The organism is Synechocystis sp. PCC 6714, assembly GCF_000478825.2.
Classification (GTDB): Bacteria; Cyanobacteriota; Cyanobacteriia; order Cyanobacteriales; family Microcystaceae; genus Synechocystis.
The window spans coordinates 1,859,336-1,882,238 of sequence record NZ_CP007542.1; the positions used below are offsets into that span (position 1 = coordinate 1,859,336).

Sequence of the window (22,903 nt, forward strand, 5' to 3'; positions counted from 1 at the left end):
GACTGCGTTTAGCGAAGGGGAGGACTGACCGCGATGGATAATAAGCAGATGTTGATGATTCCGGGGCCAACTCCCGTACCAGAAAAAGTTTTGTTGGCCATGGCGAAACATCCCATTGGCCACCGTAGTGGTGACTTTAGCAAAATCATTGCTGAACTGACAGCAAACCTGAAATGGTTGCATCAAACTGAAAACGATGTGTTGATGCTGACCACCAGCGGTACTGGGGCCATGGAAGCAGGCATTATCAATTTCCTTAGTCCTGGTGATCGAGTGCTGGTGGGCAATAACGGTAAATTTGGGGATCGTTGGGTTAAGGTTGCCAAAACCTTTGGCTTGGCAGTGGAGGAAGTTAAGGCGGAATGGGGCAAAGCTCTCGACCCCAATGATTTTAAAGTTCTCTTGGAAGCGGACAGCAATAAAACCATTAAAGCCCTGATTATCACCCATTCTGAGACTTCCACTGGGGTTTTGAACGATCTAGCCGCCATCAATACCGCTGCTAAAGCCCATGGTGAGGCGTTGATGATTGTCGATGCAGTAACCAGTTTAGGCGCTACTCCCGTGGCGATCGATGAGCTGGGTTTAGACGTGGTGGCATCGGGCTCCCAAAAGGGCTATATGATTCCCCCAGGTTTAGGTTTTGTGTCTGTCAGTGCCAAGGCCTGGAAAGCCTACGAAACCGCCACTATTCCCCGTTTCTATCTGGATTTGAAAAAATATAAGAAGTCCACTGACGAAGACAGCTCCCCCTTTACACCTCCCATTAATTTAATGTATGGGTTGCAAGCGTCCCTGCAAATGATGCAAGCGGAGGGTTTAGAAGCTATTTTTACCCGCCACCAAAGGCATACCAATGCGACTCGGGCGGCAATGAAAGCTTTGAATTTACCTTTGTTTGCCCCCGACAATGCTGCCAGTAATGCCATTACCGCCGTTGCTCCCCTAGGAGTAGAAGCGGAAAAAATTCGCAGTACGATGCGGAAAAAATTCGATATTGCCATGGCCGGTGGTCAGGATCATCTCAAGGGCAAAATCTTCCGTATTGGGCACTTAGGTTTTGTTTGTGATCGGGATATCCTTAGTTGCATTGGAGCTTTGGAAGCTACTTTGATCGAGCTTGGTTATGAAGGGGTAACTCCTGGAGCCGGGGTGGCGGCCGCCGCTGGAATTTTGGCTCAAGCTTAAAATTTCTACTATAGTCAATCAAAGTAAGATTGAGATGACTAGGGTCTTTACCAATGACGCTTTTAGCGCCGGTCAGTGTCTTACTCTCAATTAAATCAACTATAAAAGTCGTCCATTGAGACTGTCGGAGCGACCAATTAATCTCCCTGCATACCCTTTAAGGTTGCCGGGAGAAATTGTCCGTGTTGCTATTTCATGAAACAGTTTGGCTATTCAAAGACTTTAGCTTACGGGCGATCGCCAAACTGGCCCTAAAATATTAAGAATTGTTGCTGTTTCTTGTTTCATCTGTTAACGTGTGCCTTAGAGAGCGAATTCGACCACGCTGAAACAACTTTAGGAGGCGTTTACCATGCTCCCCATTTATGAGTGCCAGTCAAGTCACCACACCTTAGACTGAAGAACTAACTTGGACAATGTTCTGGGGCTTGAGTCAGTAGTTATTCCCCCATTGTCTGGAGCATCTTAGCTCCCTCCATAGCTGGTGATTTTCCCAGTCGCATTTAGAATCAATTACAGTTTTCAAGCAAGCTTGGTCCTCTGGATTGCCTTGGTTCATTCCCCGCTAGCACCTGGAATGCCAAGTGGTTCCTGCGCCATGGAGTTAATGAGACCAGCTATCTCAACTATTTCAACCAATTTAAACAATTCCCCTGTCAACATCCGTTTCGTACCCATCTACAGAGGGGAACACGCCTCATATTCCATAGGAGGTAAGCAATGAATTTACGTAACAAAACCGCTCTAGTGACTGGATCTTCCCGGGGCATTGGCCGGGCGATCGCCGAAGAATTGGCAAAACAAGGCCTAGGCAAAATTATCCTGGTGGCTCGCAATCACAATGCACTCCAAAGCTTGGCTGAAGAACTGGAACAGCGTCATCCCGGGCTAGAAGCCATTGCTTTGCCCCTTGACTTGACCCAACCCGTTGCCGTCAATACGGCGATCGCCAGGACTTGGCGGGATCATGGCCCCATTCACCTATTGGTCAACTGTGCTGGGGTGGCCTATCAGAATCCCTTTCTCCATAGCCGCTTCCCGGATGTTTACCAGGAAATTTCCCTCAACTTAATGGGGTTATATTGCATCACCCGTTGTGTGGCCCGGCGCATGGTTTCCCAAAAAGAGGGCACCATTGTCAACGTCTCGAGCTTAATGGGCAAAGTGGCTGCCCCCACCATGGCTACCTATTCCGCCACCAAGTTTGCCATTCTCGGCTTTAGCCAAGCCCTGCGGGGAGAATTGGCCCGCCATAACATCGGAGTAGTCACTCTGCTACCGACCCTAACGGACACGGATATGGCCAAAGGTCTGCAAAAATTCCGTTGGGTGAGGGCCATGACTGCCGGCCGGGTAGCCCAATCCCTAGTCAAGGGACTAAAGCAAAATCGCAGCGAAATATTAGTGGGTTGGCAGAGCCATCTGGCGGTGTGGTGTCAGCGCTTTGCCCCCCGATTATTGGAGCGGGTACTGCTTTTGGCCACTCCCCAATCGGTTTAAATCAATCCTTAGCTCTTAAAAATTTCCCCAGCATTGCCGAAGCTTTGTTGAGGAGATTTAGGGGACAAATCCAGATTTTTCCCCCATCCCCTTAGACTAACCAGCCGGATAAACCTAACTCTTACTGGCTGGGGCGGTCTGAATTAACTCAATCTTGTAGCCGTCGGGATCTTCCACAAAGGCGATCACGGTGGTGCCGTGTTTCATGGGTCCCGGTTCCCGCACCACTTTGCCGCCCTTTTCTTTAATTTTGTTGCAGGTACTATAAATGTCTTCCACACCGAGGGCAATGTGACCGAAACCATTACCTAAATCATATTTGTCCGTGCCCCAGTTATGGGTCAACTCAATCACTGCATTGTCGGATTCTTTGCCGTAACCAACAAAGGCAAGGGTAAATTCCCCACTGGGATAGTCTTTTTTCCGAATTAAATTCATTCCCAAAATGTCGCAGTAGAATTGCAGGGATTTGTCTAAATCCCCCACCCGAATCATGGTGTGAAGTAAGAACATAGGTTTTAAGTAAGCTGATTTTGGCGAACAAGCAGATCTTAGCAAAGTCCCGGCCTCCGGATTTAGTTATCAAAAGAATGGGTCTAAAAACCCGTACTTTAGGACCACTTGACGAGATATGGATAACTAGACCCCCCAAGACGATGGATTCAGACAGCCTAACGAGCGAAGTCCAGTAAAATTGGAACTGGCGGCGCAGACAAATGGGTAGACTGGGAAAAGAGGATAGGGCAATGGGCAGTCCATCCCTTGAATCAACCAATAACAGTCTTTCTGTTGTAAAAATCGACACTTAAGAACCCCGGGGCTTGGGGGGATAGTCGGGATCGCGAACATAAGACTGTAAAACTCCTTGAGAGTAGAGGCGGTTGCTACGAAGCAGAAACCTAAATCCTGGGGTTTAGGAATCCCTTTCATTTACGGAAGCGAGGATGCCAAATGTTCAGGTAAACATCGTAAAAACTTTGTTGAGCTTTTTGTCAATTTTCTCCATGGCCCGTAAGCAAAAATTTCCCCATCTTCTCGGTTCCAAATGGACAGCCCTACAAAAAACCTGGGGTTGGCGACATTTTCAGGTGGCCAATCGAAGGCAGGAGGGACCATGGGTTTTTGCCGAAATGGTAGCCAGTTGCGATCCTAAAGTGCGCTTTTGGCTCAATGCCCAGCAACTCAAAGATGATCTGCTCTGGCAATCAGGCTGGCAACCCCTCCACGCCATGGAAAGGGATAGGGAAGATCAGATAGCGCTAAAATAGCCTCCGAGTCATTAATCCTCCCTCCATAACCATGTCCCTCCCCGTTCCCTCCACCATTGATGAGGCCATCACCGAGGCGATCGCCGCCACCCAAAGGGCCCTAAATGATGGCTACCGCCGTATCCAGGTGGAATTGGCTGTGCCGGAAATTGCCCTGCAGGCCCAAGCCATTGCTTTGGAATTTAGCCAATTGTTTGCCGATCAAGGATTGGGATTGCGAATCATTTTTCCCGATACCGGAGCGGCGGCCCTGGCAAAAAGGGACTGGGGCGAAGTTCCTTTTCAAATCGGGGATCTGGGCAGTCGTTACACCCCCATCGACCGCAAAATTACCGAGTCTGATCAAGTATTTCTGGTGGTCTCCCCCTCAGCCGTCGAAGTTCAGAGCGTAGAAAAACTCTGTGAATTAGCTGGCGATCGCCCGGTAGTTTTGCTTATTCCCCAACTGGAAGACCTATCCATTGTCGGCATTGGCTATGCAGCTCGGCAACTGCGGCAAAGGTTTTTGAGCACCCTGTTTAGCGCTTACTATTTCCGCCCCCTAGATGAGGCTGTGGTGTTGCGTTCCCACCCTTCCCAATGGCAAGTGTTGCTGGAAAAGGGAGAAGACTATGAACTTTTAACGGAATTGCCTGAAAAGCCAGTGGGGGAAGCCTTGGAGCGCCTACTAATGGAGGGCACTAATCCCCAGCAACTGGGTTCTGAAAGTACTAGCCCCAGTCCTAAACGGGGGGGTATCATGGCCAATCTGAATCGTTTCCTCAAAGCCCTCAGTCAATAGCCCGGTTAGAAGTCTGCCCCGGCGTTTTAAACTGTATAAAGTTGACCGTTAATAATTAAAAAAATTCAGAATTTTAAGTAGAGTTGGTTTGTGTTAGACCTCAAGCAGATTCGTGAAAATCCCACCGCTATCCAAGCTCGTCTCAATCAACGGGGGGACGGGGATAATTATGATCTCCAAACCATTTTGGCGATCGCCGCTGAACAAAAAGTGAAGGAAAGCGAACGGACCCTACTCCAAAGTCGTAGTAATGAAATTGGCAAACTAATTGGACAAAAAATTGGTCAGGGCGCCGATCCTAAAGGTGAAGAAATTCAAGCTTTACGGGAGGAAGGTAATAGTTTAAAAATTAAACTGGCAGACTTAGAACCCCAAGAAAAAGACTTCAAAGAACAGTTGCAGAAATTATTGCTAGAACTGCCCAATTTGCCTTGCGAAACCACACCGGTGGGTCTAAATGAAGCTGATAACGTTGAAGTAAAGCGTTGGGGAGATCAATATCTAAAAACAAAAGAAGAAAGTGCTTTACCCCACTGGGAAATTGGCGAAAAATTGAGCCTTCTCGACAGTGAAAGGGCCGTAAAAGTAGCCCAGAGCCGTTTTATTTCTTTGATGGGAGTTGGAGCTGCTCTAGAACGAGCCCTAATTAATTTCATGTTAGAACGTCACATCGGCGTGGGCTATCAGGAAATTATGCCCCCAATTTTGGTTAACAGTGATTCTCTGCTGGGAACGGGGCAGCTACCGAAATTTGCCGAAGAAAGTTTTCAGTGTCGGGAGGATGACCTCTGGCTCATTCCCACTGCCGAAGTACCAGTAACTAACCTTTATCGGGATGAAGTTTTAGACTTAGAACAACTACCAATCAGACATTGTGCTTACACTCCTTGTTTTCGGCGGGAAGCCGGTAGCTATGGTCGGGATACGAAAGGTTTAATTCGCTTACATCAGTTCAATAAAGTCGAATTAGTTAAATTGGTTAAACCCGAAGAATCCGCCGCCGAACATAAAGCCCTAGTGGCGGATGCAGAAGCTATCCTCCAAGCTTTGGAACTACCCTATCGAGTGGTGGAACTATGCACCGGTGATTTAGGTTTTGCCGCCGCAAAATGCTACGACTTAGAGGTTTGGTTGCCATCGGCCAATACCTACCGAGAAATTTCCAGTTGTTCCAACTTCCACGACTTTCAAGCTCGCCGGGCCAACATCCGCTACAAAGAAAAAGGCAAAAAAGGTACCCAATTTGTTCACACCCTCAACGGGTCCGGTTTGGCGATCGGGCGCACCATGGCCGCGGTTTTAGAAAACTATTACCAGCCCAGCACCGGTCAAGTTAAAGTTCCCGTTGTCCTACAGAATTTTCTCAAACGGGATTACATTTAATCTATTTCCTGGAAGAAATAAACGAAATTATTAAACCATGGGTTAATTAGTTTTTCCCAATACAAAAACGGTGGATCACCCATTCATAAACCACCGTTGCAAGTTTTGGATTCAATTAGACTAGAACAAAAGGGACAGTGGCTATGCTGGGATAAATCACGAAAAGATCAATAAGCCTTTGCCAGTTGAAACCTTTGACAAAATAATTCCCCCCCATTTATCCCCAAAGCTACTAATAACTAAGCCTAGTTTTGCTCATTACTATCGGCTTGATAGGGACGAATATCAACAATAGTCCCCCCTAAACGGGAAATGCGGCGCATTTCTTCATTCATCCGGGCATAGGGTACCTTAATAAAGACACTGCCACTGCGGCGAATATCGTGGGCATTATTTTCACTGGCATCGGTCTGGCGGAGTCCACTAACTTCATAAACAAAGACACGGTTAGCCGCCTGGGTATTGGAATAGCCCACCAAAGAAGATTGACCTAACATGGCGATTCTAAAAACTCCTAAATAATAAAGTTTTAATTTGCAAATCGATCTGCAAACAGAAAAAGAGAAGCGACCCCAAGTTATTCCCCAGAGGGAAAATAAAGTCAAGCCACTTCTCCTCCCGAACTAAATCAAGATCTAGCTCAAGCTAGCAGGGGTAATGCTAGCAACCTTACCCCCCAAACGATTGATTTGTTGCAACGTTTGGTTGAGTTGCTCAAAGGGAACAATCACAGCCTTATTGCTACGACGCACTTTGGGATAACCTGGGGCAGAAATAGCCGTGATCTCGACCCGGAATAGTTTAGTAGCCTGACCAAAAGGAACAGTGCCACCAAGGGCCTTGGCGGGGGTATTACCGGCCCGGGAAGGACGATAGGCCCAACCAGGATTACTGCCGCTGGGGCCAACGATCGCCGAAACGGTGTTTTGCCCCAACTCCGTCGCCAAACGGGTAGCAGTCCGTTCTAACTGTGAACGGTCACTGTTAGCGTAACCACGGTAGAGACGGAACATGCGGGTGAAACCCACGGTACGATCGCCAACTTGGTTATTAAAGCGGTAGTAGGGAACAATGTTTTCCCCAAAATTTTCCTGATATTCGACCGAATCAATGTAAGAATCAATATCCGCATCGAAACCCCGATTTTCATACAGATCAAGGTGGAAAATCACCTCATCTTCACTGAAAGGAGCACGACCCAACAAATGTTTGTAGTTGAGTTCAATTACCCGGGTTTGGAAGTTGTTATAAAGAAATTTCTTCTTATAAAGTTCGGACTTGGCCACGGTACGGACAAATTCCCGTACACTGATAGAACCATTGGTCAAAAGAGACTCAGCACCCTTAAGGCGCTCAGAGTCCATAATGTAATCGTTGCCCAAAACCTGACGATAAACAGCCCGGATTACCATTTTGGCATCGTCAAGGCTGAAATCAGGACGTAATTCCACAGGGCGAGACTCGTTGTAGGGAGCCACTCCCAATCTGGAAGCTGCGGTTGTAATTGCCACTAAATAATCTCCTTTTACTAACTAGGTTGACAAAAAATCTTTATTCTAGGCAAGGGAAATCATTGTGACCGTGTCCCCTTGACGGTTAATTTGTTGCAACTTAGCAGACAAATTATCGTAGGAAACTAGATACTCCGCTTTACCGCGACGTACCCGGGTACCGCGACCGGTAGTCGCCCCTTGAACAACCTGCAAACGATACATTTGGTTACGACTCCCCGCTGAAGTTCCCCGTAGACTCTCCGTCGTAGAACCGGCATATACCGGAGAAGCAGTATTACGTGCCAGCTCCCGTGTTAAGCGAGAACGGGAACCGCCTCCCTGGGAACGATCACTGGTGGCATAACCCCGATACACCTGGAAAGAACGGCTGAAACCAACGGTTTTTTGATTCCGTTGAGTAGCAAAACCCCGGAAATAGGGTACAACCCAATCTCCAAAGCTCTCCGTGTATTCGAGGGAATCAATATAGGAATTGATCTCCGTTTCATAGCCCCTCTGATGATAGAGATCAGAGTGGAACGCAATTTCCGACTGGTCATAGGGAGCACGGCCCAACAAATGCTTATAGTTGAGCTCGATGAAACGAGTCTGGGGATTAGAGTGGAAAAATTTCCGCCGATAGACCTCCGACAAAGCCACTGCCCGCACAAAATCCCTTACGGAAATTTCCCTTGCGCGGAGCAAGGATTCAGCACTGGTCAGTCGCTCCTGGGACATGAGATGGTCGTTGCCCAAAACTTGACGGTAAACCGCCAGGATAACGGCATCTACTTCTTCTTCCGTACTGTGGGAACGAAGTTCAAGGGGAACGGCTTCGTCCACCGCCACAATGCCCAAGCGCTGGGCTGAAACTAAACTAGTCATTTTATTCTCCTAGATACGTGTCAATAAATACGACAAGACCTGGAAAAGCGGAATATTGTCAACCAGTTGTTAACACTTCCCCACCCTTCCAGGCCAGCTAGAATTGAAAACTGACTAGCTTAGAGCATTGATGGCGTAATCGAGGTAGGAGTTAGCTTCGTCACGGGCATCACCACTCAAGCCATGGTTAGCTTTGATATATTTCAGAGCTTCAACATACCAGCTGGGGGAGAGGTCGAAGGTGCGGTTAATTTCATCAATACCGGCAATCAGATACTCATCCAAAGGACCGGTACCACCAGCAACTAAGCAGTAGGTAACGATGCGGAGGTAGTAACCGATATCCCGGGCACACTTGTCTTTACCCCGTTGATCGGCGGCGAAGTTGTTACCTTGGGTTTGGGTAGTGTAGGGGAATTTGTTATAAACAGCTTGGGCAGCACCGTTAACCAAATTCTGAGCATTGTCGGTCAGAGCTTTGGCGGCTTGGAGACCAGCGTTGGCTTGACGTAGACGACCGAAAGCAATTTGCAATTCGGTGCTGCTCAGAAAGCGACCTTGAGAGTCAGCGGTGGAAACGGCTTCAGTTAAAGGGGTTTTCATTGTTCTGGTATCTCCCGTTAGAATGTGAAAATTTTCCTAGATATGTCAGCCTGAGGCTGGATTTTCTCAGGCATAGAGCCCGAGTAAAGTTGGTTTTTAAAATAACCAAACTAGGCTACAGCAGCAGCGGCGCGGTCGAAGTAACCAGCGATTTCAGCAACGATGGCACTGCAATCACCACGGGTAATGCCATTGGGATCGTTAACGATTTCCAAGGCAGCTTCTTTCATTTTTTGAACGCCAGCAGCTACGGAAGCACCGGGAACACCCAGGGCAACATAGGTTTCACGGAGACCGTTCAAGCAACGATCTTCTAAAACGGAAGCATCGCCGGTGAAGGTGGCGTAGGTAACATAGCGGAGGATGATTTCCATGTCACGCAAACAGGCAGCCATACGACGGCTGGTGTAGGCGTTTCCACCGGGTTGGATTAATTGGGGCTGTTCGGCGAACAAGGCACGAGCAGCGTTGGAAACGATAGCGGAAGCATTACCGGTGATGCGGTTAACGGAATCAATCCGCTTGTTGCCTTCAGCAACGGTAGCGCTCAAAGCATCTAACTGAGAACCAGAGAGGTACTCGCCGCGAGCATCAGCTTGGGAAACAACCCGAGTGAATACGTCGAACATTGAATTAATCTCCTACTTGACTTTATGAGTTGGGATTTTCTTAAACACAATTCCCTCGTATTAAGTGAGGGAGTCCAAAGCAGTGACCCCGGAATGATTATGGCTGCTCTCCATAAAACTTTCTTTGGTTACCAAGGGAATTTATGAGAGGCGTTATCCAGCTCAACCCAAGGGAAAGTTACAGACACAGACACAGGGCCAACGGGACGCTCAAACAGCTCAATGCCTAGGCTTGAATGCTTTTGCAATCCCACAGTTAACTTTATACAATGCTGGTGCAACTTCTGTCTGTTACGTCTTGTTAATTTTATTCTTGCTTTTTTGTTAAGCAATGTTACGGAGGTTTCTCAGCTTGTCACCAATTTGTGGAACGCAGAGAGGCATCTCCTGCTAATCTTTTCTCAGCCCGCTGTGTAATTCTTTAACGCCAAAACATTTTCCTTGATGTTCAATGGGAACCTTTTGCCCACTGATGCCCACGGCAAAACAGAAAAGTCGTATGTCTATGGTTGTTTACTTGGGGGAAAGATTTTCCTTTTTCCTCCGAGCAAGCTGCTTAGGGCAAGAGAGGGGGCCATCGTGAGCCCATCCTACAATGAAAGGGGAATGATTTTTGATTTGCTCTTCCGATGGATGTGATAATTTTCCTTGGGGCCCTACTTTTAATTTTCAGTCGTTTCTTAGTGGACAAATCGAGCATTTGCACTGCTATTCGTCTGTGATCTAAATCACTGAGTTGATGTGATAGTTTTCCTGGCAGAAAGATGGAATATGGCGAAAACTGGATCTAGTTAGAGCTATTTCTGCCCATCTTTGACCATGTTTAACTGTACTGTATATTGCCTTAATGAAACTGACAATCTTTTTTTAGAACAGAGAATTGTCGACTTGGAGACGCAACTCAATTCTGTACCGGCTCGGGTGGTGGTGGATCAGGAAACCAGGGCTGAAATTGTCCACTCTGTGGCCAGCCGTATGGGGCGGGTTGCCTATGTCCGTCGGTTGTCGGTTGAACAAATCAAACGGAAATGCTGCTATCGAGCTTGCTCCGGAATGGGAATTCCCTTTTTTTCTACTTTTTAACTGTCTTTTCGTCGAATACTTCCATGTCGACGGGGACTGACATTCCTTTTTCCCTTACCTAATCTGGATTCAGTGGAGGAAAAGTTTCCCCACAACCCATATCCGCAATCAGGTGAGGAAATTAGGATGTTTAATAGTCTTTCGTTATCTAAGCTTCATTGGCAAGCCCGTCGCTCCACTGCTCTGTTGACTTCTGCTTTATTGGTGGGGGGGCTGATTGGTAGTTTTGCTGCTCCTGTGGAAGCCCGCCCCCGTCCCAACCGTGGCAATGCGTCCCAAAATTCCAACCGGTGGAATAATAACAATCTCTCCACTCCCCGTTCTAACTACAACATTGGGCAACTTTACAATGTGGAAGTGCCGGCCCAAACCATGATTCCTGTGGCAGTTGACCAAGGACAGATTACCTTGAAAAGGGGTGAAACCAGGGCGGTCAGTCTCCGCACTACCACAGCCCTACGTCAGTCGGACGGCATGACGATTATTCCCGCCGGCAGTGAAATTATTGGTCAGTTCCGACCGATCGCCAATGGCAATGCGATGCAATTTGTGGCCCAACAATTAGTACTCAATAATGGTGAATATTTACCTATTAACGCCCGTTCTCGGGAATTGGTCGGTTTTCAAACCGTTAATAAGGGAGCTAGTGCCTCCGATGTGATTATGGGAACTTTAGCCGGGGCTGGCACCGCCACGATTATTTCCGGTACCACTGGCGATCGCCGGATTACGCCCTTGGAAGTGTTGGGAGGAGCCGCCGCAGGAGCCCTAGCTGGTTGGGGGTTGCCCAGTGCAGGCATTCTCGGTGGTGGCTCAGAGGAAGTGTTAACCGTTTCTAGCCGAGATTTGACTCTAATGTTGCAATCTCCCCTCCGCATTGGCAACGGTCAGGTACAAACAGTGCCTACCAACAACAATGGCAATTGGCGTACTGCCAGCTGGTAAGTTACCCCAAACCCAATAACCTCGTATGGATTGCCATTCTTGAAATATAGAGTGGCATTTTTGTCAATGAAATTTAAAGATTCTTAAACTATTTTCGACAAACAGTAACATTTGTGACGGTCTGCTCCGATTAAATCCCCTAACGTAACGCTTAATTCATTCACTAAGAATAAATACTCATGAGTGTTTTGTCCGCAGAAACCTGTCCCGTATGTGGTGTCACCATCGAAAATGGCTCCAAGGTAGTTTTTTCTTCCGGGCCAGCAGGAACAAGGGCTCGACTTTGGGCCCGAGTCTGCAATTTTGCTCGCAATACTAGTTGTATCAATCAAGATGAAGCGGCGATCGGCAATGTTTCTAGCCGAGATTATTACGACTAACTTCTACAATCGACTGAAATCACAGGGAAGACTAACTCCACCAAGTCGAGGGGCAAAGGTTATAGCCTGTTCCAATTATTCTATTGCAGGCCAGTGCTCCGCCCGAAATTACCGAAAATGATTGGCTGATCGCCTTGGTGGGTTTCCCAAGCAAAATTAAGAGCAAAAAAATAGCATAGCAGAGCTCGAGGGAGGTATAGCTCCCGGCACTAGGCAATCGGGCTATAGCCCCGACACTTCCTTATTGAAAGATGGTTTAACCTGGGACAATTTTGCCTCAATTTTAGGTTTAAGCCGGTCCAATTCTTGCTTGAGCAAACGCTTAGTTACCTGGGGTTTGCCACCGGGCATAGCTTGACTGGTCTGGGCCCACTCCTTAAGCAACTTACACTGATTGGGGGCAACGGTAGCGGTCAACACATGCTGACAACGGGTGGGGTTTTCCAGCGCAAAAAACAGTAACCAATAGGTACCAGACTCCCCCAGCATTTGGGCAAAACTCTGACCCGATTTAGTTTTCAAGTCCAGGTAACAGGGTAACCAACGAGGACCATACTCCCGGTGGTATAGCACCGTTATCCACAGCACCATGGGATGGGGGGAAGTCATCAACAAAAATTGGTTATAGCGGATGCTGGACATGCGGGTGAGAATATCTTCTTGGTTGAGCATCACCCATAGGCTAGCCAACTTTCCCTCTGCGGCGTTGAGGATATGGGGAAAAACAATCTTTTGTTTGGGTTTATCGGGGGGCCACTCCAACTGCTTACACAGTTCCCCCACCGGGGGTAACGACGACGGCTTTTCTTGGGTACTCCGGGGAGCCACCATGGTAGCTTCGAGGTCGCTGTTGAGCAAATGGGGCGCAATCTGGGTTTTGTCGTTGTCGGAAATGGGGGGAGCTTTGATTTCCGCTTCAATGACATCGAGGGCCCGAATAATTACATCCACCGACTGGGGGCGGCCCTTCGGACTTTTGGCCAAGCAATTCATCACCAAGGCTTCCAGGGAAGCGGGAATTTTATAACGGGGAGAAAAAGGATGGGGCTTAGTATGGTGATGGGCCTCGTACCAACCGCCAAAGGATGAATTGTCAGGGAATAGGGGCATTTCCCCCGTTAACATTTCGTACATCATCACCCCCAGACTGTAAATGTCCGAACGGCTATCCAATTCTTTGCCTTCCATTTGTTCCGGCGAACAGTAAGCCAAGGTGCCCATGAAAGCTTGGGTTTTCGATTCTTCAGCGGCTTGGACCAACTTAGCAATACCAAAGTCGAGGATTTTTACCAGCTCCCCCAAGGCCGGATCCTCCACTAAAAGCACATTGCTAGGCTTGATATCTCGGTGGACAACGGGGCAAGCTTCCCCCTGGTAAATGATTCCTTTGTGGGCACAGTCCAAGCCAAAGCAAATTTGCCTAGCTATTTTTATGAACCGGTCCACCTTGAGGGGGCGGTACTTGATGACGTCACTGATATTTTCCCCTTGTAGATACTCCATGACGTAGAAGGGGATTTCTTTTTCATCCAGGCCATAGTCCCTTACCCGGACAATATGGATACTTTTTTCCCCCAACAGGGCGGAAATGGTGGCTTCCCGCTCAAATCTCTCCTTCATGCGAGGATTGAGCAGGGCTTGGGAGAGAAACTTGACTGCTACGGTTACTCCTCCCAAGAGTTTGTCTTCGGCTCGGTAGACTTGACCCATAGCGCCACTACCCACCAACTCAACCAGTTGATAGCGATTGGCTAATAGTCTGCGATGGCGGGAGTCAGGGGTCATGGGGTAAATATCTCGGCGACGAGCGTGACATTAATTTTCGAGCAACGGACGGCAAGTATGGTTTGGATCTCCGGCATCAGCCCTGTTTTTCCAGGGTGGCTTCCATTGTACTGTTCAGATAGTGGCCGGTGAGCATTCCACCAGCTAAATAATAACGGCGATCACTAAACTGGTAAAAGGTTTCAAAGCCACTCTGTCGTTGGCGATCGCCAAGGACCCAATAACGCTGGACAATGGCATGGGGAGAAATCCAGCCTTCCCCTTCTACCCGCCCCAGTTGACTATGTTGCAAAATGTAGGAGTATTGACACTCTTCCCTGTTAAGGCGCCCTCGGTATTGACAGGATATGTCTTGGTTGTCGCTGCCGGGGAAACTTAACTTGGTCACCATGGTAAACCAGTCTTCTTGATTCCAGGCTACCAGGGCTCTCCCTTTGATCTCCACAGGGGGATGATTGCGTTCCAGCCAAAAGCCTTCTAGATGCCATCGGCCTGGCTCCAATAGGAAAGTGTGGGACAAGGTGCTTTTCTCCTGCTCCGTATGGCCTTATTGTCCCTAATTCTGGCAGTGCCCCAGGAAAATTTTACAAAAAATCCACACTACAGTTTGCTTTGCTTCTGCAGGCTGCCAACGGTGGGCCATGGCCCGGGGGAGCTTGGTTAAAAACTGTTAAAAACGACAATTCTATTGTTTTAAAACAGTAGTCAAAGTTACAATATAAGAACATTTTATTGAATTTTAAGCTGTCATAGGACTACGTGGGGTGATGATAAATTCAGCAGTTCGCTCCTTGGCCATTGTGGGGGGAGTGCATGGTAATGAGCGCACTGGGGTGGAGGTGGTGCGTCGGTGGCAACAAAAAGATTTTGCTCGTTATTTTCCAGGGTTGAAGTGTCATTATTTCCTGGCTAATCCCCGGGCGATCGCCGCCAACCGTAGATACATCGACCAGGATTTGAACCGTTGTTTTCGCCGTCAGGACCGAAAAAATCCCTACCTGATGGGTTACGAGCAGTTGCGGGCCCGCCATTTAGCCCATCAAATTTCCCTGGCAGGCATTGAGTTTATTGTGGACTTGCACACGACAACTGCTGCCATGGGCACCACTTTGATTTTAAATTGTCCCCATCCTTTACTCCTCAACCTAGCGGCCCATCTCAGTGCCCAGGATGAAGAAATTCGGGTCTTGCAATATGCCCAACAAAAGGATTTACCCTATATCCGGGGACTTTGTGAATTGGGGTTGACCATTGAGTTGGGTCCAGTGCCCCAGGGGGTGTATGACAAAGCGGCGATCGCCAAAACCCAACGGACTTTAGCCAGAATTTTGGCCTATCTCCAGGCATCGGCCTCTGGTAACGTGCCCTCAGCGGATAATTGCACGGTCTACCAGCAAATTGAAACCGTTGATTATCCCAGGGATGAGCAGGGGAAAATTGTGGCAGAAATTGCACCCCACATTCGGGATTACGAGGCCATTAAACCAGGTACCCCATTGTTTTATCATCGCCGGGGCAGCATTACTCCCTACCAAGGAGTGTCGACGGTTTATCCCGTATTTATTGGTGAAGCGGCATATGTTGAGAAGGGCATTGCCATGGCCCTAACCCAGCGCAAAACCATTGTCATCTGAGGGGAGCGCTAACAAAACTGAGGGGTTTGGGTGAAAAAATTTAAATAGCTGCTCCGTTATTGCCCCTGGGGCCACAGGCGGTTAGAGATGGCAAAACTTTTCTACACAGCGGACGAATATTTCTACTCCCACGGGTAATACGGCTTCGTCAAAATTAAACCGGGGATGGTGATGGGGATAGTCCAAACCCAAATCACTGTTGGCGGAGCCCAAAAAGAAATAACAACCTGGCACTGCCTGGAGGAAAAAGGACATATCTTCCCCTGCTAGGGTTTGATAATCTGGCTGTAAATGGTTGGCGGTGAGTAGTACATCCGCCGCCGCTGATCGCACCAAATCCACTAACCGGCGATCGTTAACCACAGGAGGATAGATATTTTCATAGGTGAACTGGTAGTTAGCTCCGTGGCTTTGGCAAATGCCCTTGATAATTTGCTCGATGCGCTGGGCAAAATATCCAGCAAAATCGGGATCAAAATAACGCACAGTTCCCCGGAAATAGGCATTGTCGGGAATAACGTTGAATGTTGTCCCCGCCTGTAATTGACCCACGGTGACCACCGCCGACTGGAGGGGATTGAGATTACGGGCCACAATGCCCTGCAAGGCCATGACAATCTGGGCACTGATCACCAGGGTATCCACTGTTTGGTGGGGCATAGCTCCATGGCCCCCCTGTCCCAACACCTGACACTCAAAATGCTCCACCGCCGCCATCATTGGCCCTGCTTTAATGCCCACTTGGCCGACGGGCAGATCGTTCCACAGATGTAGTCCTACAATGGCATCCACCGCCGGATTTTCTAGCACTCCCGCTTCAATCATAGGTTTGGCTCCACCGGGGCCCTCCTCTGCTGGTTGGAATATAATTTTTACCTGCCCCCGGAAGCTATCTCGATGTTGAGCTAAATACTGGGCCGTACCTAGGGCGATCGCCGTGTGACCGTCGTGGCCGCAGGCATGCATTTTACCGGGGTGACGGGAACGGTAATCCACTTGATTTTCTTCGGTTACTGGTAAGGCATCCATATCGGCCCGGATTGCCAGCACAGGACCCGGTTTACCACTATCAATCACTGCCATAATGCCAGTTTGAGCAATGCCTGCAGTATGGGGAATACCCAATCTAGTCAGGGTTTGGGCAATGTGGGTGGCCGTTAACTGTTCTTGAAAGCCCAATTCTGGATATTGGTGAAATTGCCGTCTCCATTGGATCAGTTGACCGTGTAATGCTTGGATTGCTAAACGGACATTGGTGGCCGGTAGGTTGATCGTTTGGGGCAGGGTAAAAACCATATGTAGAAAACCAAGGTGGTCTTTGTATTGTAACCATTGCTTCCAGGGATCAATTCAACCAAAAATAACTACCAGCAAAAGCAATTAGAGCGCTGACAATGGGAACTGTCAGGTTATCAATGCCCCAGCGGGAAAAACTTTCTAGCCCAGCCCCGGTGATCGCCACCATAACGGCAAGGGCAAATACCGTGGCAGTGAGCCCAAAGCTGTAACCCAGAAGCAAAACTGTGACTAAAAAACTGGCTAACACCATGGTGGTGGTACCTTCCCAACTTTTACGGAAGCCAAACACTTTATAGGGATGTTTGCCCCACCGCTGTCCCACTAGGGCCGCTAGCCCATCTCCCCAAGCCATGACCAAAATGCCGATCGCCGCAAATACCGGTAGCCCAGCGGAGAAAAATCCCCCCACCAGTAAGCCGATGCTGATGGCATAAAACAGGGTGCCGTAACTATGGCGGCCAACGCTCTCCAAGCTAGGCAAAATTGGCAAACGGTAGGAAAGAACCGCAATCAAAGCGGCCAAAAGACCGGCGATCGACCCCACCCAACCGGGAATGCCCAACCACCAGGCAATTAAAACCACTTGTCCAGCCCCAATATGGACGATTTTACGGGTCACTTCCGCTGGACTGGGGGAAAGACGATTAAGCAATTCCGCCGATAGAATGATTGCCCCCAGATAAATTGCAGCCATCGCCACCGCCATCCAGAGGGGCACTGCAATGGCACTATTGGGACTAACTTCAGTTAAAAAAGAAAACAATGATCAAGGCCTCAAGTTTAACGCCCTAGTTATTTCTAGTTATTTTTAACTATTAATTCCCCATCAGCACCGCCCCGGAACCACTGCCCTGGAACATTATCCAAGACATAAAAAAGTTACTAACAAAAATTGCTAACAGAGAAGTTACCACCGCCGCTGTGGTGGATTCCCCCACTCCCTTAGCTCCCCCTCTAGTGGTTAAGCCCCAGTTGCAACCAATGATGGCAATTAAAACGCCAAATACCACCCCCTTAACGGGACCACAAAAAATGTCCCAGGGGGTAACAAAGGTTTGTATGGACTCAAAAAACACTTGGTTGGCAATGCCATAAACGTTGCTGGAAATTATTGCTCCCCCCATCATGCCGGTTACTAAAGCCAGCACACTCAAAGTGGGCACCATAATGCAACAGGCCAACAGTCGAGGAATCACTAAATATTCCACTGGGTTAGCGTTGAGCATATAGAGGGCATCAATTTGTTCCGTTACCCGCATGGTGCCAATTTCTGCGGCAAAGGCTGAACCGACCCGGCCCGCCACCACCACCGCTGTCATAATTGGGCACAGTTCCCGCCCCAGGGCCAACATTAAAATTCCCCCCACTGCACTGCCTGCCCCAAAAGCCAAGAATTCCCGGGCTACCTGGATGGTGAAAATCATACCGATGACGGCGGCGGTAATCAGGGTAATAGGTAAGGAAGCGGGGCCCACAAACATTAACTGTTGGGTGGTATTGCGCCCATCAATTCTGCCGGTAAAAAGCTGAAAGGTAGTATTGCCCAACAATAAAATTGCTTGTCCCGATCGCCGCAGCCAGGAGCCTAATTCTGCCAAGATAATTGATTGGGTCATTGCCAGGGGTTGAAGAATGGACCAGTAACTGTCTCTGTCTTGGGGGAAGAACCGATACGCGAATTGTAGCCCCTTGACAAACCGATCACCAAAGTTACCACAATGATTTGTCAGCTCATTGCATTGTTCGATGTTGCCAAGAGAAGCTTTGTTAAAGGGAGCCCCAGACCGGGAGACGATCGCCAGAGTAATTGACCAGGGGGAACAGGCCCTGCGTACCTGGGAAGTGGTGGTGACGGATTTTTGTGCGCCGACCCTGATTGCGGAAATTCAAACCCGTTTTGGTTCCCTCACAGAATTGCATTTTTTAGCCTGGGGGGGCTATCCCCAAGCGGAACGGCAGAGGTTAGCCATTGCCAGGGCAGAAATCCCGCTGGAAATAGAGCACATTCCCCTCACGGCATTGGATGTGGCGGGTAACTTTCTTTTCGATCCCGCTAGCCATCGGGATTTTTTAGGGGCTCTCTTGGGCACTGGGTTAGTGCGGGAAAAGGTGGGGGACATTATTTTGTTGGGAGAACGGGGAGCCCAGGCGATCGTGGTGCCGGAGGTGGCAGAATTTATCAGTCTCCATCTAACCCAGGTGCGGACCGTCCCCGTCAAAGCTAAAGCCATTACCCTGGAAGAACTAAAAATTCGCCCCCCCAAAACCAAGGAAATGACCACGGTGGAAGCTTCCCTGCGCTTGGATGCCATTGCTTCGGCGGGGTTTGGTTTGTCCCGCAGCAAAATGGCCGATGCAGTCACCCAGGGCAATGTCCAGGTTAATTGGAAGCCCATTACCCAGTCTAGCTATGCTCTCAAAGCGGGGGATTTAGTTACCTATCGAGGTAAAGGTAGACTAGAAATAGGCGAAATTACAGTCACTAAAAAAGAACGTTATCGCATCCAATTAACCCGATATATCTAGCTTGTTCCAATTTGTTCCAACAAATACTTACGGGGATGGCACGGCCAGTAGGTGGGGCATCAAATTCATCCCACCGTCGCTGGAGGCAAAAGGCCATGTTGGTCTTTGCTTGTGATCAAAGTTTTCCTAGAAAACCATGGATTTAATCCTTTGTCACCAAACCGCTGATTTTGATGTGTTGGGGGCGGCGGTGGGCCTAGCCAAACTCCATCCCGGCAGTCGCATTGTGATTACTGGGGGTTCCCATCCCACGGTGCGGCAATTTTTAGCTCTCCATCGCAACGAATTTCCCCTCATTGAACTCCGTAGCGTCAACCCCGACAAAATCCGTTCCCTCTACATTGTCGATAATCAACAAGGCGATCGCCTTGGCAAAGCGGCCGCTTGGTTAACGTTATCCCATTTGCAACGGGTTGCCATTTATGATCACCATCTCAACGGCCCCCGGGATATTGAAGCGGACATTTTAGAAGTAGAAGCGGTGGGGGCCAGTACAACTTTAATTGTGGAGAAGTTACAAAGGACAGAAATTAGCCTTTCCATGGTGGAAGCGTCGGTGATGGCCCTGGGCATCCATGTAGACACGGGCAGTTTAACCTTTGCTCAAACCACAGTGCGGGATGTCAAAGCCCTAGCTTGGTTGATGGAACAGGGGGCCAATTTACGTTTAATTGCGGAATACACTGACCACGGATTTCCTCCTCCTCTACAATTTTTATTTGCCGAAGCCATGCAAAATCTCCGCAAGGAAATGGTCAGGGGCTATTGGCTAGGTTCAGTTTTATTAACCACAGAAAGCTTTGTGCCGGGGCTATCCCACCTCACAGAAAGGTTATTGTCCCTGACGGAATGTGACGCCCTACTACTGGGTCACGTTTATGACAAGGGCAAAGATAAACCGAGAAGCGATGGGTCACAGGACAAAACGGGGGTAAGCAATAACCAACGGTTTTCCCTCATTGGCCGCACCCGTATTCCTGATACCGATTTAACCCAACTGCTGGAACCCTATGGTGGTGGGGGCCATGCCCAGGCGGCGGCGGTTAATTTACGGGATGTTGAGCCAACGGAGGTAATGGCGGACATTTACCAAGGTTTACAAAGACAAATTCCCAAACCTTTATTGGCCAGGGATTTTATGTCTTCCCCAGTGCGGACTATCCGGCCCCACACCACCATCGAACAGGCCCAACGGATTTTGTTTCGCTACGGCCATTCCGGCTTAACAGTGGTGAATCAAGAAGAAAAATTGGTGGGTATTATTTCCCGACGGGATTTGGATTTAGCTCTACACCACGGTTTTAGCCATGCGCCGGTGAAAGGTTATATGACCCGCAACGTTAAAACCATTGACCCGGACACTCCCTTACCCCGCATTGAAGCCATTATGGTGGCGGACGACGTGGGCCGCTTACCGGTTATGGACGGAGATACCCTGGTGGGTATTGTCACCCGCACCGACGTGTTGCGCCAATTATTACAGGATAAGCAAGAACAATCGGGACGGTTTGGCGATCGCCAGACTGGTGCTGGTCAAAACTTTAGCCAAGGAAATTTACTGCAACTGCTAAAAACCCATTTACCATCGGCCACTTGGCAATTATTAACTACGGCCGCCCAACAAGCCCAGGCTAGGGGTTGGCATTTATATCTAGTGGGGGGAGCAGTGCGGGACCTATGGCTGCGCCATTCCCAGGGGACAGAAAAACATCAAAACATTACCTTTCAAGATATTGATTTGGTGGTGGACGGTTTCCATGCCACGGCTGATGTGGGAGCTGGGGTTGAGTTAGCCCAATCTTTGCAAGGGCAATATCCTGGGGCAAGGTTATCTATCCATGGAGAATTCCAAACGGCGGCGTTGCTCTGGCATAAAGATCCCCAATTGGATTCCCTTTGGGTGGACATCGCCACTGCCCGCACAGAGTTTTATCCCTATCCAGCAGCCAACCCGGAAGTGGAAGCTAGTTCCATTCGCCAGGATTTATACCGGCGGGACTTTACCATCAACGCCCTTTCCATCCGCCTAACCAATCCCAGTCCGGGTAAATTATTGGACTTTTTTGGCGGCATGAACGACCTGCAAAGCCAACAGGTAAGGGTATTACACGCCAATAGTTTCATTGAAGACCCCACCCGTATTTATCGAGCAGTGCGATTTGTAGTGCGCCTGGGCTTTGAACTGGAACCTCAGACGGAAGCCTATATCCGCTATGCGATCGCCAGTGGAGTTTATGAGCGTTGGCGGCTAACGGAACATCCCATCCCGGCCCTAACTACCCGCTTAAAGGCAGAATTGTCCATTATTCTCAAAGCTCCCTATTGGAAAGGGGCGTTAACCTTACTGGCGGATTTAGATGCCCTTAAATGTCTCCATCCGGAGCTAAAGCTAACGGAGCAATTATGGTGGCAAGTGCGCTGTCTCTCTCGCTGGTTACGCTGGCTAGATCCGGAACGGCAGTTGGAGCATTGGTTGTTGCGTTTGAGTATTTTACTGGCGACTTTACCCCAGCAGGAAAGGGTCAAAATTGCGACAGGATTACAGTTGCCCAAGACCGCCATTGATGGGTTAGCCCGTCTGGAAACCATGGAAACGGCGATCGCCAAAGGTTTAGGTTACCAAAAATGTCCCAAGCCTAGTGTTATTTACCAAACGTTGAAGGATTATGATCGCTCTAGCTTATTTTTAGTGGCCGCTAGGGGAAATAGAGTGTTGAGAAAGCAAATTTGGTTTTATTTCAGCCAGCTATGCCAAGTATCACCGTTTTTGACTGGCCACGACCTCAAAGCCCTAGGTTACAAGCCGGGGCCCCAATTTAAGCAAATTTTGACCGATTTATTAAACGCTTGCCTAGATGGTAAATTGGGCGATCGCCAAAGGGAAGAAGCCTGGTTACAAACCCATTACCCACTGTCAAGGTCTTTGACGCAAAGGTAATGTGGCGACCGGATCGTCTAGCTTACCCGCCAATGGCGATCGTTCCTGTTGCCCTGGTTAGAACCTAGTTAGCTGGGACCGGTTGTTGCCGCAGGGCTTGGAAGTAGTTATCCCAAAATTGTTTTTGGGCATCAATCATCATTGTGGTGGATTTTTCTTGGGCTTCGAGATAACTTTTAACCATTTCCTCCTGTAGTTTCAGACTCGTTTCAAGGGTATCTGTTAATTTAATCTCAGCGGTGCCTTTTGGCAGACTTTCCATCCAAGTATTAAAAAATTTCTTTTGCCAATCCAGTAACTGGGTTTGATATTCTTCAAAAAACTGGGTGTTCATAGGGCTAAAACCGCTAATATCCCTAAACCATCAGAGCTTAAGGGGAAGCAGGGCGGTGCAGACCACTTCCAATGGATATCGGTATCGCACGTCTCTATTATAGTGATTGCCCCCAGGCCACCGACCAGAAATTGCTGGCTACTATATCAGCAAAGTCTGACATCTTCCTGGCATTCTTCGCCCTAAATAATTAGGCTTCAGACCCATTTTTTCCGGTGAGATTTTGCTCCAATATCAGGATGGCGATCG

Annotated in this window: 23 protein-coding genes; 11 read left to right on the forward strand and 12 right to left on the reverse strand. The window is 48.7% G+C overall.

What is annotated here, in order from left to right:
- The first annotated feature begins 33 nt into the window (after positions 1–33).
- Positions 34–1,188: an alanine--glyoxylate aminotransferase family protein gene (locus D082_RS08445; RefSeq protein WP_028948085.1), complete on the forward strand. Its 1,155-nt coding sequence runs from the start codon at positions 34–36 to the stop codon at positions 1,186–1,188.
- Positions 1,189–1,908: 720 nt separating this feature from the next.
- Positions 1,909–2,688, forward strand: coding sequence for an SDR family oxidoreductase (locus D082_RS08450; RefSeq protein ID WP_028948084.1), 780 nt, complete (start codon positions 1,909–1,911; stop codon positions 2,686–2,688).
- Positions 2,689–2,802: 114 nt separating this feature from the next.
- Here D082_RS08450 and gloA read toward each other — a convergent pair whose 3' ends face one another.
- Positions 2,803–3,201: a lactoylglutathione lyase gene (gene gloA, locus D082_RS08455; RefSeq protein ID WP_028948083.1), complete on the reverse strand. Its 399-nt coding sequence runs from the start codon at positions 3,199–3,201 to the stop codon at positions 2,803–2,805.
- 491 nt (positions 3,202–3,692) lie between these two features.
- Between gloA and D082_RS08460 the strand changes: the two genes are divergently transcribed.
- The 3 genes from D082_RS08460 to serS all read left to right on the forward strand — a co-directional run bounded on the left by D082_RS08460 (position 3,693) and on the right by serS (position 6,120).
- Complete coding sequence (locus D082_RS08460) at positions 3,693–3,956, forward strand: TIGR02450 family Trp-rich protein (protein ID WP_028948082.1); 264 nt, start codon at positions 3,693–3,695, stop codon at positions 3,954–3,956.
- Between the two features lie 31 nt (positions 3,957–3,987).
- Complete coding sequence (locus tag D082_RS08465) at positions 3,988–4,737, forward strand: DUF1995 family protein (RefSeq protein ID WP_028948081.1); 750 nt, start codon at positions 3,988–3,990, stop codon at positions 4,735–4,737.
- Between the two features lie 90 nt (positions 4,738–4,827).
- A complete protein-coding gene (gene serS, locus D082_RS08470; RefSeq protein ID WP_028948080.1) occupies positions 4,828–6,120 on the forward strand; it encodes a serine--tRNA ligase in 1,293 nt (430 codons plus the stop codon).
- A 245-nt stretch (positions 6,121–6,365) separates the two neighbouring features.
- Here the strand turns inward: serS and D082_RS08475 are convergent, their stop codons facing one another.
- The 5 genes from D082_RS08475 to D082_RS08495 form a co-directional block, all read right to left on the reverse strand.
- Positions 6,366–6,617, reverse strand: coding sequence for a phycobilisome linker polypeptide (locus D082_RS08475; protein ID WP_028948079.1), 252 nt, complete (start codon positions 6,615–6,617; stop codon positions 6,366–6,368).
- Between the two features lie 138 nt (positions 6,618–6,755).
- On the reverse strand, positions 6,756–7,631 hold the full coding sequence (locus D082_RS08480; RefSeq protein WP_028948078.1) for a phycobilisome linker polypeptide: 876 nt from the start codon (positions 7,629–7,631) through the stop codon (positions 6,756–6,758).
- 45 nt (positions 7,632–7,676) lie between these two features.
- Entirely contained in the window at positions 7,677–8,498 is an 822-nt protein-coding gene (locus D082_RS08485) for a phycobilisome linker polypeptide (RefSeq protein ID WP_028948077.1), read from the reverse strand.
- 114 nt (positions 8,499–8,612) lie between these two features.
- A complete protein-coding gene (cpcA, locus tag D082_RS08490) occupies positions 8,613–9,101 on the reverse strand; it encodes a phycocyanin subunit alpha (protein WP_028948076.1) in 489 nt (162 codons plus the stop codon).
- Positions 9,102–9,211: 110 nt separating this feature from the next.
- Positions 9,212–9,730: a phycocyanin subunit beta gene (locus tag D082_RS08495; RefSeq protein WP_028948075.1), complete on the reverse strand. Its 519-nt coding sequence runs from the start codon at positions 9,728–9,730 to the stop codon at positions 9,212–9,214.
- 819 nt (positions 9,731–10,549) lie between these two features.
- On the opposite strand from D082_RS08495, the gene D082_RS08505 reads away from it, so the two are divergent.
- The 3 genes from D082_RS08505 (at position 10,550) to D082_RS17725 (ending at position 12,138) form a co-directional block, all read left to right on the forward strand.
- Positions 10,550–10,813, forward strand: a complete 264-nt coding sequence (locus tag D082_RS08505) for a hypothetical protein (RefSeq protein WP_051738780.1) — start codon at positions 10,550–10,552, stop codon at positions 10,811–10,813.
- A gap of 126 nt (positions 10,814–10,939) precedes the next feature.
- Entirely contained in the window at positions 10,940–11,758 is an 819-nt protein-coding gene (locus tag D082_RS08510; RefSeq protein ID WP_028948073.1) for a hypothetical protein, read from the forward strand.
- Between the two features lie 179 nt (positions 11,759–11,937).
- Complete coding sequence (locus D082_RS17725) at positions 11,938–12,138, forward strand: hypothetical protein (protein ID WP_071880788.1); 201 nt, start codon at positions 11,938–11,940, stop codon at positions 12,136–12,138.
- 222 nt (positions 12,139–12,360) lie between these two features.
- Here D082_RS17725 and D082_RS08515 read toward each other — a convergent pair whose 3' ends face one another.
- Together D082_RS08515 and D082_RS08520 are read right to left on the reverse strand one after the other, a co-directional pair.
- Positions 12,361–13,923, reverse strand: a complete 1,563-nt coding sequence (locus tag D082_RS08515; RefSeq protein ID WP_028948072.1) for a serine/threonine-protein kinase — start codon at positions 13,921–13,923, stop codon at positions 12,361–12,363.
- Between the two features lie 76 nt (positions 13,924–13,999).
- Positions 14,000–14,443 (reverse strand): hypothetical protein, encoded by a 444-nt coding sequence (locus D082_RS08520; protein ID WP_028948071.1) that lies wholly within the window; start codon positions 14,441–14,443, stop codon positions 14,000–14,002.
- Between the two features lie 247 nt (positions 14,444–14,690).
- Here D082_RS08520 and D082_RS08525 point away from each other — a divergent pair, with 247 nt between their 5' ends.
- Positions 14,691–15,557: an aspartoacylase gene (locus D082_RS08525; protein WP_028948070.1), complete on the forward strand. Its 867-nt coding sequence runs from the start codon at positions 14,691–14,693 to the stop codon at positions 15,555–15,557.
- A gap of 81 nt (positions 15,558–15,638) precedes the next feature.
- Here the strand turns inward: D082_RS08525 and D082_RS08530 are convergent, their stop codons facing one another.
- The 3 genes from D082_RS08530 to D082_RS08540 form a co-directional block, all read right to left on the reverse strand.
- Positions 15,639–16,853 carry a M20 family metallopeptidase gene (locus D082_RS08530; RefSeq protein WP_028948069.1) on the reverse strand — a complete coding sequence of 405 codons (1,215 nt, stop codon included), beginning with the start codon at positions 16,851–16,853 and terminating at the stop codon, positions 15,639–15,641.
- Positions 16,854–16,902: 49 nt separating this feature from the next.
- Positions 16,903–17,562 (reverse strand): diacylglycerol/polyprenol kinase family protein, encoded by a 660-nt coding sequence (locus tag D082_RS08535; protein ID WP_051738932.1) that lies wholly within the window; start codon positions 17,560–17,562, stop codon positions 16,903–16,905.
- 109 nt (positions 17,563–17,671) lie between these two features.
- Positions 17,672–18,472, reverse strand: coding sequence for an ABC transporter permease (locus D082_RS08540; protein ID WP_051738782.1), 801 nt, complete (start codon positions 18,470–18,472; stop codon positions 17,672–17,674).
- Between the two features lie 130 nt (positions 18,473–18,602).
- Between D082_RS08540 and D082_RS08545 the strand changes: the two genes are divergently transcribed.
- Both D082_RS08545 and D082_RS08550 read left to right on the forward strand, forming a co-directional pair.
- A complete protein-coding gene (locus D082_RS08545) occupies positions 18,603–19,382 on the forward strand; it encodes a photosystem II S4 domain protein (protein ID WP_028948066.1) in 780 nt (259 codons plus the stop codon).
- A 136-nt stretch (positions 19,383–19,518) separates the two neighbouring features.
- Positions 19,519–22,320, forward strand: coding sequence for an A-adding tRNA nucleotidyltransferase (locus tag D082_RS08550; protein ID WP_028948065.1), 2,802 nt, complete (start codon positions 19,519–19,521; stop codon positions 22,318–22,320).
- A gap of 64 nt (positions 22,321–22,384) precedes the next feature.
- Here the strand turns inward: D082_RS08550 and phaP are convergent, their stop codons facing one another.
- Complete coding sequence (gene phaP / locus D082_RS08555; RefSeq protein WP_028948064.1) at positions 22,385–22,654, reverse strand: phasin PhaP; 270 nt, start codon at positions 22,652–22,654, stop codon at positions 22,385–22,387.
- Positions 22,655–22,903: the final 249 nt, after the last annotated feature.